This window comes from Aeromicrobium sp. PE09-221, assembly GCF_002174305.1.
Lineage (GTDB): Bacteria > Actinomycetota > Actinomycetes > Propionibacteriales > Nocardioidaceae > Aeromicrobium.
The window spans coordinates 148,881-165,081 of sequence record NZ_MIJB01000025.1 but is presented as its reverse complement, the minus strand read 5'-3'; the positions used below and the strand labels follow the sequence as shown (position 1 = coordinate 165,081).

The following is a 16,201-nucleotide window of genomic DNA, read 5'->3' as shown; positions in this document are numbered from 1 at the left end:
CTGCGAAGAAAGGTCCGTCATGGCCCAGAAGTCGGCTCCGGCCAACGACGCCACCGTCCGCCGCGTCGCGGTGATCGGCGGCAACCGCATCCCGTTCGCACGTTCCAACACGGTCTACGCGGGTGTCTCCAATCAGGAGATGCTGACGGCGGCGCTGAACGGCCTCGTCGACCGGTTCGGGCTGGAAGGCGAGCGTCCCGGTGAGGTCGTCGCCGGCGCGGTGCTCAAGCACAGCCGGGACTTCAACCTCACCCGCGAGACGGTGCTCGGCTCGAAGCTCTCCGCGGCCACCCCGGCCGTCGACATCCAGCAGGCCTGCGACACCGGCCTGCAGGCCACGATCCAAGTGGCCAACAAGATCGCCCTCGGCAAGATCGACTACGGCATCGCCGGTGGCACCGACACCACGAGCGATGCCCCGCTCGCCGTGGGCGACAAGCTCCGCAAGATCCTGCTCCAGGTCAACGCCGCCAAGGACACGCCGACGCGGCTGAAGCTGCTCAGCAAGATCCGCCCGCAGCACCTCGCCCCCGACCAGCCCCGCAACGAGGAGCCCCGCACCGGTCTGTCGATGGGCGACTCCCAGGCGCTCACCGGGGATGAATGGGGCATCACCCGCGAGGCCCAGGACGAGCTGGCGGTGGCCTCGCACCGGCATCTCGCCGCCTCCTATGAGGAAGGTTGGCAGGACGACCTCGTGACGCCCTTCAAGGGTGTGGAGCGCGACAACAACCTGCGCGCCGATTCCAGCGTGGAGAAGCTCGCCAAGCTCAAGCCGGTCTTCGGCAAGCAGCTCGGGGAGCGTGCCACCATGACGGCGGCGAACTCCACCCCGCTCTCCGATGGCGCCTCCGTCGTGCTGCTGGCCTCCGAGGACGAAGCTGCGCGACGCGGATGGGAGCCGCTGGCTTATGTCACCGACTACGAGACCGCGGCGGTCGACTATGTCAACGGCGGCGAGGGCCTGCTGATGGCCCCGGTCTACGCGGTGCCGCGGATGCTCGAGCGCAACGGCCTGACGCTGCAGGACTTCGACTTCTACGAGATCCACGAGGCCTTCGCCTCGCAGGTGCTCACCACGCTGGCCGCGTGGGAGGACGCCGACTACTGCAAGCAGAAGCTCGGCCTCGACGCCCCGCTCGGCTCCATCGACCGCAGCAAGCTCAACGTCAAGGGCTCGTCACTCGCCGCGGCCCATCCCTTCGCGGCGACGGGCGGACGGATCGTGGCCAATCTCGCCAAGCTGCTGCACGAGAAGGGCTCAGGCCGCGGACTGATCTCGGTCTGCGCGGCGGGCGGCCAAGGCGTCGTCGCGATCCTCGAGGCCTGAGCGACCGGCGAGGGGTGGAGTCTCACCCCTCGCCGGCGGCGGGGACGGTCTCGGGGACGGCCATGGCGATCATCGCCCGCTTGGCCCAGGAGACGACATCGCCGAGCGGTAGATCGGCCATCACCGGCATCCCCGAGTTCAGCTCCCGGATCGACTTCTGGAAGCCCAGGAGGTTCAAGACGCCGAGTCCCTGCGCGTACAGCACATTGGCGAGCAGCTGGGGATCGGCGACCGCGAACTCGCCCGTGGCGTTGCCGGCCTCTATCGCCCGCACGACATGATCGAGGCTCTGGAACATCGCCTGGCCGAGCTCGACGAGCCGCTCCTGACTGACCTCGTCGACGAGGTCAGTGCCGCGGTAGCGCAAAAGGGCCTGTGCGCAGTCCACGAAGGCCGGGAAACGGGTGCCGTAGTCGAAGAAGGCCGTGGCCTGGGCGTCGAGTCGCTCGGTCGCCGTGCCGCCGTTCGCATCGGCCGCTGCCATCTCGTCGCCGAGCTCGCCCAGGTAGTCCACCAGGGTCATCGCGAAGAGCTCTTCCTTGGTGGTGAAATGGCGGTAGATGATGGCTCGATTGATACCGACCTTCTTGGCGATGTCGTCGATCTGCGCCTCGCGCATGCCGCGCTGGTCGAATAGCGCGCGGGTGGCCTCGACGATCTCACGGGCGCGGCGTGCCCGCCGCTCGTCTGGTGACATGGGCTCACTGTATCGACCGGTTCTTGTCAGTGGCTCGGCGTACGCTGGTCGACATGAGATCAGCGACCGAGTTGACCCGTCAGGTGGCGCCGTTCGAGGTCGTCTCGGAGTACGCACCGGCCGGTGATCAACCCGCCGCGATCGCCGAGATCAGCAAGCGGATCGCGGATGGGACCCCCGATGTCGTGCTGATGGGTGCGACGGGTACGGGCAAGACCGCCACCACCGCCTGGATCGCCGAGCGATTGCAGCGCCCGATGCTGGTGCTGCTGCCCAATAAGACGCTCGCCGCCCAGTTCGCCAATGAGCTGCGTGAGCTGCTGCCCAACAATGCGGTCGAGTACTTCGTCTCGTACTACGACTACTATCAGCCCGAGGCCTACATCGCGCAGTCCGACACCTATATCGAGAAGGACTCCTCCATCAACGAGGAGGTCGAGCGGCTGCGGCACTCCGCGACCTGGTCGCTGCTGACCCGTCGCGATGTGGTGGTCGTCGCCACCGTCTCCTGCATCTACGGCCTGGGTTCGGCCCAGGAGTACCTCAACCGGATGATCGGCTTCAAGGTCGGCGACGAGGTCGACCGAGACGAGCTGCTCCGGACCCTCGTGCAGGCGCAGTACGTTCGCAATGACGTCGCCGCCACCCGCGGCACCTTCCGGGTCAAGGGCGACACCCTGGAGATTTTCCCGGTCTACCAGGAGATGGCGGTGCGGATCGAGTTCTTCGGCGATGAGATCGAGCGACTCATGACGCTCCACCCGCTCACCGGCGAGGTGCTCAGCGACGACCAGGAGCTCTTCGTCGGCGCGGCCACGCACTACGCGGCCGGCCAGGACGTCATGACCCGGGCCATCGAGGGCATCCAGCGTGAGCTGGAGGAACGGCTCCAGGTGCTCGAGCGTGAGGGCAAGCTCCTCGAGGCCCAGCGGCTGCGCATGCGCACCACCTATGACCTGGAGATGATGGAACAGGTCGGCACCTGCTCGGGCATCGAGAACTACTCGCTGCACATGGACGGCCGTGCCCCGGGCACGGCCCCCAACTGCCTGCTCGACTACTTCCCGGACGACTTCTTGCTCGTGGTGGACGAGTCCCATGTCACCATCCCGCAGATCGGGGCGATGTACGAGGGAGATATGAGCCGCAAGCGCTCGCTCGTCGAGCACGGGTTCCGTTTGCCCAGCGCGATGGACAACCGCCCTCTGAAGTGGCCCGAGTTCTTGGAGCGCATCGGCCAGACCATCTACCTGTCAGCCACCCCAGGATCGTACGAGCTCGACAAGGTCGGGGGCGACGTGGTCGAGCAGATCATCCGCCCCACGGGCCTGGTCGATCCCGAGGTCATCGTCAAGCCCACCAAGGGGCAGATCGACGACCTGGTCGACGAGATCAACAGCCGGGCCGAGAAGGGCGAGCGGGTCCTCGTCACCACACTCACCAAGAAGATGTCCGAGGACCTCACCGACTATCTCTTGGAGGCCGGTATCCGTACGCGCTACCTGCACAGCGAGGTCGACACGCTGCGGCGCGTCGAGTTGCTGCGCGAACTGCGGATGGGCGAGTACGACGTCCTGGTCGGCATCAACCTCCTCCGTGAGGGCCTGGACCTGCCCGAGGTGAGCCTGGTGGCGATCCTCGACGCCGACAAGGAGGGCTTCCTGCGCTCCGAACGCTCGCTCATCCAGACCATCGGCCGTGCGGCGCGCAATGTCTCCGGCCAGGTCATCATGTATGCGGACACCATCACGGACTCGATGGAATTCGCGATCGAGGAGACCAACCGCCGTCGCGAGAAGCAGGTCGCCTACAACCGCGAGCGCGGCATCGACCCACAGCCGCTGCGCAAGAAGATCGGCGACATCACCGACATGCTCGCCCGTGAAGACGCCGACACCAAGAATCTGCTCGCTGCGACGGGCGACCACCGCCGCAAGGGCGTCGCCGTGCCACTGGGGGAGAAGGCCGCCGGTGACATGCCGTCCGGCGAGCTGGCCTCGCTCATCGACCAGCTCAACCAGCAGATGCACCAGGCCGCCGAGGAGCTGCAGTTCGAGGTTGCGGCCCGTCTCCGCGACGAGATCGGCGATCTCAAGAAGGAACTGCGCGGCATGATCGAGGCCGGTGCCTGAACAGCTGCGCCTGACCGCCGAGGGCGTCAAGGCGACTATCGATCCGGCTGCGGGAGCACGGATCACGTCGCTGCGCTTCGACGGGCACGAGGTGGTCGGCGACAGCGGAGATCCCGATGAGGACCCTTCCACCGCCTCGGGCATCTTCCCGATGGTGCCGTGGGCGGGCCGGTGGCGTGGGCATCGTCCGCACGGCCTCGGCCGGGATCGTGCCTGGGACCTCGGCGACGACGGCATCCTGACGCTGGACATCGCCGATGGTCCGCTTCCGGGCACCGCCCGCCTGCGGTACGAGGCTGCCCCGATGGCCCTCCACCTGCGACTCAGCTGGGACGCGCCGCCGGGAAGTCCTTCGGTCCTTGGTTTCCATCCGTGGTTCCGGCGACGGCTGGGAGGCGTGTCGGCCTCGATCGAGTTATCGGCCGAGTCGATGCTCGAACGCGGCGATGACCACCTCCCCACCGGGCGGCGCGTCAGTGTGCCACCCGGCCCGTGGGACGACTGTTTCCGACTGAACTCGAGTCCGCGCATCAGCTGGCCCGGCATGCTGGGGCTGGAGCTGGTCGCGGACACCCCCTGGTGGGTGGTCTACACCGAGCGCGCGAGTGGGCTCTGCCTCGAACCGCAGACGGCTCCTCCCGATTCCCTTAGCGGGGCAGATGACGATGTCGAGGTGCGGCGGCGCTCGCTGCACGTCACGATCCGCGCCCACCGCGACGGCCCGGCCGGCTGAGGGCTCGGTCCCGCGCGGTCCTCGACGCGGATCATGCCAGCGTCGGTGTCACAATGGTCGACGGAGGGCACCGCGCCTTCGCCGCAGCGCCACCGCCCAGGGAGATTCCTCAGCGACGGGACGGGTAGCGACGGGCGAGACCTCCGGCGGCCCACCCACACTCGGAGGACATGACGCGTGAACGTCTCTGCGCTCGAATGGGGCATCACCCTCGGCGTCACCATCGCCATCCTGCTCATCGACATCCTGGTCATCGCCCGTCGGCCCCATGAGCCGTCCACCCGCGAGACCTCCCTGGCCTTGTCCTTCTATATCGGACTGGCGGTGCTCTTCGGGCTGTTCGTCTGGTGGCGTCACGGCCAGGACCGGGGTATCGAATTCTTCGCCGGGTGGCTGACCGAGTACAGCCTGTCGATCGACAACCTGTTCATCTTCATCATCATCATGGCCAGCTTCGGCGTGCCGCGGAAGTACCAGCAGGAGGCACTGCTGGTCGGCATCATCCTGGCCCTCGTGTTCCGTGGCATCTTCATCGCCGTGGGCGCGGCGGCGATCGAGAACCTCTCCTGGGTGTTCTATGTCTTCGGGGCGTTCCTGGTCTACACAGCCGCCAAGCTCGCCTTCGGTGGCGATGACGACGAGGGCGCCGACAATGCGGTCGTGCGTTTCGCGCGGCGACGATTCCGATTGAGTGACGAGTGGCGGGGCCTCACACTCGTGGTGCGCGAGGACGGCAAGCGCGCCATCACCCCGATGGCGCTGGTCATCGTGGCCCTCGGCACCACCGATGTGATGTTCGCGCTGGACTCGATCCCGGCGATCTTCGGGCTGACCCGGGAGCCGTATCTCGTCTTCACCGCGAATGTCTTCGCGCTCATGGGATTGCGTCAACTGTACTTCCTGATCGGCGGGCTCCTCCAACGACTGGTGTTCCTGTCCTACGGACTCGCCTTCCTGTTGTTCTTCATCGGCACCAAGCTGGTGCTGGAGGCCTTGCACGAGAACGAGTTGCCCTTCATCAACGGCGGCGAGCCGGTGCCGGTGCCGGTGATCCCGACGCTCACCAGCCTTGCGTTCATCGTGGTGACCCTGGCGGTCACCGCTGCGGTAAGCCTCTGGTATTCGTCGCGTCACGAACGATCCAGCGCCTCCGCGCAGGACTGAGCGCAGTCGAGCTCAGTCCTCCTCGTCGCGTGATCCGCCGCCGAGGGAGCCGACCTTCAGCTGCTCGCCGCGCCGTCGGCTGGCGAGGTACATGGGGATGCTGAGCACGAGGCCGAGGGCCAGCAGGATCCCGGCGACCTCGTACTCGGCGACCGGGCGGCCCGAGAGCGGCGTCACCAGATAGAGGCACGAGATCACGCCCAACAGGGCGTTGACGGCGCCGAAGACCGCCAGGAGCAGGAGCGAGGTCGTACCGCCCAGCACCGAGACGGCGTTCTCACTGGCGTAGGAGACATAGGCGATGAGGGCCAGGGCGATGAGCGTGGTGAAGACGATCGACACATACAGCGTCCGGCGGCGCTGGCCCACGCGTGAGAGCGCTCCGGGAATGATGCCTTGGCGGGCCATGCCGTAGAGCAGCCGACTGGCCATCAGCATGCTGATGAGGGCGGAGTTGGCCACGGCGAACATGGAGATGAACGGGAGTATCTCGGCGATCGGCAGATCCGGTGCGCCCCGCTCGGCGACGGTGACCAAAGGGGTGTCGTTCCCGGCGAGATCGCCCACCGGCACCAGCGCGACCGCGCAGATGGAGACCAGCACATAGGTGGCCCCGGTGATCCCCAGTCCGGTCAGCATGATCCGGGGGAAGATCCGATTCGGTTCGTGGCACTCCTCGGCCATGTTCACGGAGTCCTCGAAGCCGACCATCGCGAAGAAGGCCAGAGAGGTGGCCGTCGTGACGGCCAGGAACACGCTCTTGTCGTCCGGTGTCTCGAAGGCGACCACGCGGCCCCAGTCGACATTCCCTCCCGCGATCGCAGAGAAGCCGACCAGGATCACCAGCAGCAGACCCGAGAGCTCGATCATGGTCAGCACGACATTGGTCTTGACGCCCTCGCTGACACCGCGCAGGTTGATCGCCGCGACGAGGAGCATGAAGCCGAGGGCTATGGCCATGACCGACGTGTCGCCGGCCTCCCAGCCCACACCGACTGCCAGATTCGGGGCGAAGGCGCGGGCGGACGTCGACGCCGAGGTGATGCCTGAGCACATGACGGCGAAGGCGATCATGAAGGTCAGCAGATGGATCCCGAAGGCCTTGTGCACGTACAGCGCGGCTCCGGCGGGCTGCGGGTACTTGGTCACCAGCTCCAGATAGGAGAAGGCTGTCAGCAGGGCCACCAGGAAGGCGATGAGGAAGGGCAGCCAGGCGGCACCCCCGACCTCGGCCGCCACCTGCCCGGTGAGGGCGTAGACGCCGGTGCCGAGGGTGTCCCGATGATGAACAGCAGGAGGAGATTGGGGCCTATCACGCGCCGGAGCTCCGGCTGCTGCTGAGGTGTCGGCGTCGCCAACGTCGGTGTCTCGTCCCTAGGGCCGTGGTGTGTGCTCCAACACTGCTCCGCGTCGGACAGAGCGGCAACCGGTGCGTGTACGGTGTTGCGGTGTCGTTGTTGAAGACCTACGGTTCCCGCTTCGGCGGCGCATTGGCCCGTCGGCATGTGCGCAGACGTGGAATCGATCTCTCCCGGATCTCCTTCATTCCCGAGGAGACCAAGCGACCGCTTCAACGCGAGGGCACCGATCCGGTGGGCCAGATGGCTCAGTACCGGGCTGAGTCACCGCTGCGCCGGCTCGATCTCCCGTTCGCCTTCGATGCGTATCTGGTCACCGGGTACGCCGAGGCCCGCGAGGTGCTCACCGCGCGCGATACCTACTCGAACGACATCCGTCATCTGTTCAGCGGTTCCGGGCCGGCGACCTCCGATGACATCGGAGGGCTCGGTTTCACGGACCCGCCCTTGCACACCCGGCTGCGCAAGATCGTCACCCCGGAGTTCACGATGCGCCGGCTCGCGCGACTCGAGCCGATGATCGACCGGATCGCCGATGAGGCCCTCGATGCCCTCGAGGCGGCCGGCCCCGGGTCCGATCTCGCCAAGCACGTCGCCTTCCCGGTGCCGTTCAACACGATCTGCGCGCTGCTGGGTCTGGACTATGACGATCGTGAGGAGTTCGCGAAGCTGGGCAGCCAGCGGTTCGACGCCACCAATGGCGCTGCGGCGGCCTTCGGCGCGGTGTCGGCCCAGCGCGAGTTCCTCTTCGAGGCCGTAGCGCGCCAGCGCGTGGACCCGGGGCCCGGGCTCATCGGGCAGATCCTGCAAGCCGAGGGGGACGAGATCTCCGATGTCGACCTCGCGGGCCTCGCCGACGGTGTCTTCACGGGAGGTTTCGAGACCACCGCAGGGATGATCGCGCTCAGCACCATCGTGCTCCACCGCGATCCCACCTATGCCGATCTCGTGCGATCGGGCAATCGCGAGACCGTGGACCGGGTGATCGAGGAGCTGCTGCGCTATCTCGCGGTCGTGCAGGTGGCGTTCCCGCGCTTCGCCAAGCAGGACATGGAGCTGTTCGGAACACGGCTGAAGAAGGGCGATGTCGTCCTGGCCTCGCTGAGCGCGGCCAACCGCGACCCGAAGAGCGCGGGGGAGGGCCCGGACGAGTTCGACCCCTATCGTGTGCCGACCAGCGGGCACCTGGCCTTCGGGCACGGCATCCACCGCTGCATCGGGGCGGAGCTGGCGCGGATGGAGCTGCGGATCGTGCTCCCCAAGCTGCTGCGGAGGTTTCCCAAGCTGGGCCTGGCGGTACCCGAGAGTGAGCTGGAGTTCCGGCAGTTGAGTTTCGTCTTCGGTATCGACCGGCTCCCCGTCACCTGGTAGGAGTCACCAGCCGCGTTCGCGCCACTCGGACAGGTGCGGGCGCTCGGCGCCGAGGGTGGAGTCGTCGCCGTGGCCGGGGTAGAACCAGGTGTCGTCCGCGAAGCGGCCGAAGATCTTGGCCTCGACATCGCCGATGAGGCTCTGGAAGTCCTCCTCGGACCAGGTCTTTCCCACGCCGCCGGGGAAGAGCGAGTCGCCGGTGAAGAGGTGCACGATACCGTCGGGGTCGTCATAGGCCAGGACGATCGATCCTGGCGTGTGGCCCACGATCTCGATCACCTCGAGCTCACAGGTGCCGACCACGATGCGAGCCCCGGTCCGCACCCGCACGTCCACGGGGACGGGCAGATCGTCCGCATCGTCCTCACCGGCGACGGTCTGCGCACCGGTCGCGGCGACGACATCCGGGAGCGCCTGTACATGGTCGGGGTGGCGGTGGGTGGTCACGACGCGTGCAAGACCCGCGCCGCCGATGAGCTCCAACAGGCGCGGAGCCTCATCGGCCGCATCGATCAGCGCCTGTTCGCCGGTGATGGTGCACTGCAGCAGATAGACGTTGTTGCTCATCGGCCCGACGGCGACCTTGGTGATCCGCAGATCACCGGCCTCCCGCACGTCCGGAGCTCCACCGACTTCGACTTCTCCCGTGTACGTCATGGCCCCGACCCTAGCGCCTCGGGAAGCGGGGTGTGGGACAGCTCACCGCCCGTTGGAGCTGGTGGGGAACTCGCTCGAGAGAAACTGTCGGTGGCCCTCGTTAGGCTGGTCGGGTGGCCGATCGTCTCGTGATTCGCGGTGCCCGCGAGCATAACCTCAAGGACGTCTCGCTCGATCTTCCCCGTGATGCCCTCATCACGTTCACGGGGCTCTCGGGATCGGGCAAGTCCTCGCTTGCCTTCGACACCATCTTCGCCGAAGGCCAGCGTCGCTACGTCGAGTCGCTGTCGGCCTACGCCCGGCAGTTCCTCGGCCAGATGGACAAGCCGGATGTCGACTTCATCGAGGGACTCTCCCCGGCGGTGTCCATCGACCAGAAGTCCACCTCGCGCAATCCGCGGTCCACGGTCGGCACGATCACCGAGGTCTACGACTATCTGCGCCTGCTGTACTCGCGAGCCGGCCATCCGCACTGTCCGGTGTGCGGCGAGGCCATCAGCCGACAGACCCCGCAGCAGATCGTCGACCGCATCCTCGACGGCGAGGAGGGTACGCGGTTCCAGGTCCTCGCGCCGATGATCCGCGGCCGCAAGGGAGAGTACACCGAGCTCTTCGGCACCTTGCAGCAGCAGGGCTTCAGCCGCGCGATCGTCGACGGTGAGATGCACCAGCTCGCCGACGAGCCGCCCAAGCTGGTCAAGCAGAAGAAGCACACCATCGATGTCGTCGTCGACCGTCTCACGGTCAAGCCGAGCTCCAAGCAGCGACTCACCGAGTCGGTCGAGACCGCGCTCGCCTTGGCCGACGGTCTCGTCGTGATCGACTATGTCGACCTCCCCGCCGACGACCCGGCCCGGCACCGCCGGTTCTCCGAGAAGCTCGCCTGCCCCAACGACCACCCCCTGCAGATCGACGAGCTCGAACCCCGGTCCTTCTCCTTCAATGCGCCCTTCGGTGCCTGCCCCGAGTGCCATGGGATCGGCAGCCGGATGGAGGTCGACCCTGAGCTCCTCGTCCCCGATCCGGAGAAGTCCCTGGCCGAGGGAGCCATCGCCGCGTGGGCCTACAACCAGGTGTCGGAGTACTTCTTGAGGCTGACGGAGGCCCTGGCCGATGAGCTCGGCTTCTCCATCGACACGCCCTATATCGAGCTGCCCGGTGACGTGAAGAACGCGCTCATGCACGGCCACGAGACCAAGGTGCACGTCCGCTACAAGAACCGGTACGGACGTGAGCGCTCCTACTATTCGGCCTTCGAGGGAGCCGTCGGCTTCGTCCAACGGCGTTATGCCGAGACCGAGTCCGAGACCAATCGCGAAAGGCTCGAGGGCTTCATGCGGGAGGTGCCGTGCCCCACCTGTGACGGCACCCGTCTCAAGCCGGTCATCCTCGCGGTCACGATCGAATCGGCCAAGCACGGCCCCAGGAACATCGCCGAGCTGTGCCATCTGTCGATCGCTGAGGCCGCCGAGTTCCTGGACGACCTCGTGATGAACGACCGCGAGCGCCAGATCGGCGGCCGGGTGCTCAAGGAGATCCACGAGCGCCTGCGCTTCCTGCTCGATGTCGGCCTGGACTACCTTTCGCTGGATCGTGCCGCCGGCTCGCTGTCGGGCGGCGAGGCCCAGCGCATCCGGCTCGCCACGCAGATCGGCGCCGGACTGGTCGGCGTGCTCTACGTGCTCGACGAGCCATCCATCGGCCTGCACCAGCGTGACAACCACCGCCTCATCGAGACCCTCGTCCGGCTCAAGAACCTCGGCAACACGCTGATCGTCGTCGAACACGATGAGGACACCATCCGCACCTCGGACTGGGTGGTCGATATCGGACCAGGTGCCGGAGAACACGGCGGCCAGGTGATGGTGTCGGGCAGCGTCGACGAGCTGCTCGCCGATGACGACTCCCTCACCGGTCGCTACCTCAGCGGCAAGGAGAGCATCCCGCTCCCGGAGAAGCGTCGACCACGGCAGGAGGGCCGCGAGGTCACCGTCCGCGGTGCCCGCGAGAACAACCTGCGTGATATCGACGTCACCTTCCCGCTCGGTCAGCTCGTCGCGGTGACCGGAGTGTCCGGCTCGGGCAAGTCCACGCTCGTCAACGACATCCTCTACACCTCCCTCGCCCGTGCGATCTACAAGGCGCGCACCATCCCCGGTCGACACCGTGCCATCGACGGGATCGAGAATCTCGACAAGGTCATCCACGTCGACCAGTCGCCGATCGGCCGCACACCGCGCTCCAACCCGGCGACCTATACCGGCGTCTTCGATCACGTCCGCAAGCTCTTCGCGCAGACTCCCGAAGCGAAGATGCGTGGCTACCTGCCGGGGCGCTTCTCCTTCAACGTCAAGGGCGGTCGTTGCGAGGCCTGCCACGGCGACGGCACCATCCGCATCGAGATGAACTTCCTGCCCGACGTCTACGTGCCATGCGAGGTCTGCCACGGGGCGCGCTACAACCGCGAGACCCTCGAGGTGCACTACAAGGGCAAGACGATCGCCGATGTCCTCGACATGCCGATCGAGGAGGCCGTGGACTTCTTCGAGGCCATCCCCGCCATCGCCCGCCATATGCGCACGCTCGTCGACGTCGGACTGGGCTATGTCCGACTCGGGCAATCCGCGCCCACGCTGTCCGGCGGCGAGGCACAGCGCGTCAAGCTTGCGGCGGAGCTGCAGAAGCGTTCCACCGGCCGCACGATCTATGTACTCGACGAGCCCACCACAGGGCTGCACTTCGAGGACATCCGCAAACTCCTCGGAGTGCTGCAGCGCCTCGTGGACACCGGCAACTCGGTGCTGGTCATCGAGCACAACCTCGATGTGATCAAATCCGCGGACTGGATCATCGACATGGGCCCCGAGGGAGGCAGCGGGGGCGGCATGTTGGTCGCGGAGGGTACCCCCGAGGATGTCGCGGCCAACCCGGCGAGCCATACGGGGCGCTTCCTCGCGCCCCTGCTGGCGTGAGCGCCGATGGCTGATCCGGCCACTTACCGACCTCGGCCGGGGGAGATCCCGATCGAGCCGGGGGTCTATCGCTTCCGCGATGCCGAACGCCGCGTGATCTATGTGGGCAAGGCCAAGTCGCTGCGCCCGCGTCTGAGCTCCTACTTCCAGGACATCGCGCACCTGCATCCCCGGACCCAGCAGATGGTCACCACGGCCGCCTCGGTCGAGTGGACGGTGGTCGGCACCGAGGTCGAGGCCCTGGCCTTGGAGTACTCCTGGATCAAGGAGTACGACCCCCGATTCAACGTCAAGTACCGCGACGACAAGTCGTATCCGTGGCTCGCGGTCACGGTGGGTGAGGAGTTCCCTCGCGTCCAGGTGATGCGGGGTGCGCAGCGCAAGGGGGTCCGTTACTTCGGCCCCTATGGTCACGCCTGGGCGATCCGCGACACCGTCGACACCCTGCTGCGCGTCTTCCCCATGCGGTCGTGCTCGGCCGGGGTGTTCCGGCGCTCCAAGGCGATCGGCCGCCCCTGTCTGCTCGGGGACATCGGCAAGTGCGCAGCCCCTTGTGTGGGACGGGTCTCCGCCGAGCAGCATCGCGACATCGTCGATGACTTCCTGGCCTTCATGGGCGGCCAGACTGCCGGTTTCACGCGCCGTATCGAGCAGCAGATGCGCGACGCCGCGGGACGCCAGGAGTACGAGCTCGCGGCTAAGTACCGTGACGACCTCTCCGCCCTCCACCGCGTCCTGGAGAAGCAGACGGTCGTCCTCGGGGACGGCACTGATGCCGATGTCTTCGGTTTCGTCGACGATCCGCTCGAGGTCGCTGTTCAGATCTTCTCGGTGCGCGGGGGGCGCGTGCGGGGGCAGCGCGGCTGGGTCGCCGACAAGGAGGACGATGCTGATCTGGCCGAGTTGGTGCAGCACGCGCTGATGACCTTGTACCAGGACGCGGCCGACGAGGCGATCCCGAAGCAGGTACTGGTGCCCGAGCTTCCCGCGGACCTGGAGGCGGTCGAGGCGCTGCTCAGCGAGCAGCGGGGAGGTCCCGTGCGGATCCGCGTCCCCCAGCGTGGGGACAAGAAGCGGTTGATGGAGACCGTCGAGCAGAATGCCAAGCAGGCAATGGGCCGGCACAAGCTCAAGCGCAGTGGCGATCTCACCGCGCGGAGCCTGGCCTTGGAGGAGATCCAGGCCGCGCTCGGACTCGCCGACCCGCCGCTGCGGATCGAGTGCTTCGACATCTCCAACCTCCAGGGCACCGAGATCGTCGCCTCGATGGTGGTCTTCGAGGACGGTCTCGCGCGCAAGTCCGAGTACCGCCGCTTCACCGTCCGCCACGAGGGGCAGAGCGATGTCGCGGCGATGCACGAGGTCATCACGCGGCGATTCGAGGCCTATCTACGGGCTCGCGATCGCCAGGGCGATGAAGAGCCCGGCATCGACCCGGAGACCGGCAAACCGCGCAAGTTCGCCTATGCGCCCTCGCTGGTCGTGGTCGACGGCGGTCCTCCGCAGGTGGCCGCCGCACAGGCCGCGATGGCCGAGCTCGGCATCACCGGGATCGCCTTGTGCGGCCTGGCCAAGAAGCTGGAGGAGGTGTGGCTGCCCGATGACGAGGACCCGGTGATCCTGCCGCGTACGAGCGAGGGACTCTATCTGCTGCAACGGGTGCGCGACGAAGCCCACCGGTTCGCCATCTCCCATCACCGGACGCGGCGGAGCAGGTCGATGGTCGAGAGCCTGCTCGATCCGGTCCCCGGGCTGGGCGAGACGCGGCGCAAGGCGCTGATGAAGCACTTCGGCTCGCTGAAGAAGCTCCGGGCCGCGACCGTCGAGGAGATCGAGGCGGTGCCCGGTATCGGACCGGCTACGGCAGAATCGATCGTGCAGGCCCTACGGGACGGATCCCCGGCCGGGCCGGCGATCGACACCCGCACGGGCGAGATCATCGACGACGGAGAGGGCAGTACGTGAGCGGGATCAACGAGGTCGTCCTGGTCACCGGTATGACCGGCGCCGGACGCGGCACTGCCGCGAAGGTCTTGGAGAAGCTCGGTTACTACGTCATCGACAACCTCCCGGCACCCATGCTGGCCGATGCGGTGCGCACGGTCGGAGAGGCCGGCGATGTCGATCGGTTCGCACTGGTGGTCGACGCTCGTTCGCGCGGATTCTTCGGTGCCCTGGTCGATCAGGTCGAGGTAGTGAAGGCCTCCGGGGTGGCCGTCCGGATCCTGTATCTGGAGGCGGCCGATGATGTCCTCGTGCGGCGCCAGGAGGCAGCGCGGAGGCCACATCCGCTCAGCCACGAGGGCAGGCTGATGGACGGTTTCGATCGCGAGCGCGATCTGCTGCGCAATCTACGGGCGGCAGCGGATCTCGTCATCGACACGACCCGACTCAACACGCATCAGCTCGCCCAGCGCATGCAGGCCGCCTTCGAGGTGCCCGAGCAGCACGGGCTGCGGGCGACGGTCGTGTCCTTCGGCTTCAAGTACGGCATTCCGATCGATGCCGACATGGTCGCCGACATGCGCTTCCTGCCCAATCCGTACTGGGACGACGATCTCCGGGCCCTGAGCGGGTTGGACGAGCCGGTCCGCGAGTATGTCGGGAAGCAGCCCCGTGCCGAGGAGTTCCTGGACAGCTACGAGCAGGTCATCGCCCTGCTCACCGACGGCTTCCTCCACGAGGACAAGCACTTCCTGACCGTCGCGATCGGCTGCACGGGCGGTCGGCACCGCAGTGTCGCGATGTCCGAGGCGCTTGCGGAGCGGTTGCGGGCGCACGGGGTCCGAACGCTGGTCGTGCACCGCGATCTGGGGAAGGAATGAGTTCGCGCGTCGTCGCTCTCGGGGGAGGGCACGGCCTCGCCGCCAGTCTGGCGGCGTTGCGACGGGTCACCGAGGACCTCACGGGCATCGTCACGGTGGCGGACAACGGTGGCTCGTCGGGACGCCTGCGCGAGGAGTTCGGCATCCTCCCTCCGGGGGATCTGCGGATGGCGCTGGCGGCTTTGTGCCGCGATGACGACTGGGGACGCACCTGGGCGGGGATCCTGCAGCACCGGTTCAGCGGCGACGGGCCCCTCGGCAACCATGCTCTCGGCAATCTGCTGCTGGCCGCGACCTGGGACCGGTTGGGCGATACCGTCAGCGGTCTCGCGCTCGTGGGCGAGTTGCTCGGCGCGCAGGGTCGCGTGCTGCCGATGGCCTCGGTCCCTCTGACGATCGAGGCTGATGTCCGCTCACGGATCGCGCCCTATCCGGTCGAGCGGGTGCGCGGGCAGGCGCAAGTCGCCTCGGCGCGCGGCGAGGTCCTGGGAGTCCGGTTGGAGCCAGCCGATCCGCCCGCGTGTCCCGAATCGGTAGCGGCCATCGATGATGCCGACTGGGTCGTCGTGGGGCCGGGATCGTGGTTCACGAGCGTCATGCCGAATCTGCTGGTCCCGAGCTTGCGTGAGGCCTTGGTGCGCACCAGCGCGCGGCGGGTCCTCGTGCTCAACCTGGTCGATCAGCCGGGGGAGACCGAGGGGTTGACGCCCTCGGCGCATCTGGACGTCCTCGTCGAGCACGCCCCCGATCTGCGTCTGGACGCGATAGTGGCCGACCGGCGGAGTGTGGCCGATGACTCGGCCCTGCAGCATGCCGCTCGCCGTCTCGGGGCCACGCTGGTGTGCGCCGATGTTGCCTCGCAGGAGCGGCCGGATCAGCACGATCCGGAGCTGCTCGCCCGGGTCTTCACGAGGGTTTTCGCTGAGGCATAGAGTGAAGCGAACACTCTTCGAGGAGGAACA

12 protein-coding genes are annotated in these 16,201 nt (G+C 67.2%); 9 read left to right on the top strand and 3 right to left on the bottom strand.

Going from position 1 to position 16,201, the window contains the following annotated elements; translation table 11 throughout:
• Positions 1-19: 19 nt before the first annotated feature.
• On the top strand, positions 20-1,330 hold the full coding sequence (locus tag BHE97_RS13990) for an acetyl-CoA C-acetyltransferase (RefSeq protein ID WP_087624653.1): 1,311 nt from the start codon (positions 20-22) through the stop codon (positions 1,328-1,330).
• Positions 1,331-1,352: 22 nt separating this feature from the next.
• On the opposite strand, the gene BHE97_RS13985 is transcribed toward BHE97_RS13990, so the two are convergent.
• Complete coding sequence (locus BHE97_RS13985) at positions 1,353-2,027, bottom strand: TetR/AcrR family transcriptional regulator (protein WP_087624652.1); 675 nt, start codon at positions 2,025-2,027, stop codon at positions 1,353-1,355.
• Positions 2,028-2,080: 53 nt separating this feature from the next.
• Here BHE97_RS13985 and uvrB point away from each other — a divergent pair, with 53 nt between their 5' ends.
• From uvrB to BHE97_RS13970, 3 genes are all read left to right on the top strand, one after another.
• A complete protein-coding gene (gene uvrB / locus BHE97_RS13980) occupies positions 2,081-4,159 on the top strand; it encodes an excinuclease ABC subunit UvrB (RefSeq protein WP_087624712.1) in 2,079 nt (692 codons plus the stop codon).
• A complete protein-coding gene (locus tag BHE97_RS13975) occupies positions 4,152-4,892 on the top strand; it encodes a hypothetical protein (RefSeq protein ID WP_087624651.1) in 741 nt (246 codons plus the stop codon). Before uvrB ends, BHE97_RS13975 begins: the two co-directional genes overlap by 8 nt.
• Positions 4,893-5,069: 177 nt before the next feature.
• A complete protein-coding gene (locus tag BHE97_RS13970; protein ID WP_087624650.1) occupies positions 5,070-6,056 on the top strand; it encodes a TerC family protein in 987 nt (328 codons plus the stop codon).
• Positions 6,057-6,068: 12 nt separating this feature from the next.
• Here the strand turns inward: BHE97_RS13970 and BHE97_RS13965 are convergent, their stop codons facing one another.
• The gene (locus BHE97_RS13965; RefSeq protein ID WP_236757697.1) at positions 6,069-7,295 is read right to left on the bottom strand and encodes an APC family permease; all 1,227 of its coding nucleotides are present in this window, start codon (positions 7,293-7,295) and stop codon (positions 6,069-6,071) included.
• A 209-nt stretch (positions 7,296-7,504) separates the two neighbouring features.
• On the opposite strand from BHE97_RS13965, the gene BHE97_RS13960 reads away from it, so the two are divergent.
• The gene (locus BHE97_RS13960; RefSeq protein WP_236757696.1) at positions 7,505-8,785 is read left to right on the top strand and encodes a cytochrome P450; all 1,281 of its coding nucleotides are present in this window, start codon (positions 7,505-7,507) and stop codon (positions 8,783-8,785) included.
• Between the two features lie 3 nt (positions 8,786-8,788).
• Here the strand turns inward: BHE97_RS13960 and BHE97_RS13955 are convergent, their stop codons facing one another.
• Positions 8,789-9,442, bottom strand: coding sequence for an MBL fold metallo-hydrolase (locus BHE97_RS13955; protein WP_087624649.1), 654 nt, complete (start codon positions 9,440-9,442; stop codon positions 8,789-8,791).
• Positions 9,443-9,555: 113 nt separating this feature from the next.
• Here BHE97_RS13955 and uvrA point away from each other — a divergent pair, with 113 nt between their 5' ends.
• The 4 genes from uvrA to yvcK are packed head-to-tail and all read left to right on the top strand — an operon-like array spanning position 9,556 to position 16,171.
• Complete coding sequence (gene uvrA / locus BHE97_RS13950) at positions 9,556-12,414, top strand: excinuclease ABC subunit UvrA (protein ID WP_087624648.1); 2,859 nt, start codon at positions 9,556-9,558, stop codon at positions 12,412-12,414.
• A gap of 6 nt (positions 12,415-12,420) precedes the next feature.
• Positions 12,421-14,379: an excinuclease ABC subunit UvrC gene (gene uvrC / locus BHE97_RS13945; protein WP_087624647.1), complete on the top strand. Its 1,959-nt coding sequence runs from the start codon at positions 12,421-12,423 to the stop codon at positions 14,377-14,379.
• Positions 14,376-15,239 (top strand): RNase adapter RapZ, encoded by an 864-nt coding sequence (gene rapZ, locus BHE97_RS13940; RefSeq protein ID WP_087624646.1) that lies wholly within the window; start codon positions 14,376-14,378, stop codon positions 15,237-15,239. The genes uvrC and rapZ overlap by 4 nt, the downstream gene beginning before the upstream one ends.
• Entirely contained in the window at positions 15,236-16,171 is a 936-nt protein-coding gene (yvcK, locus tag BHE97_RS13935) for a uridine diphosphate-N-acetylglucosamine-binding protein YvcK (protein WP_087624645.1), read from the top strand. Before rapZ ends, yvcK begins: the two co-directional genes overlap by 4 nt.
• Positions 16,172-16,201 lie beyond the last annotated feature (30 nt).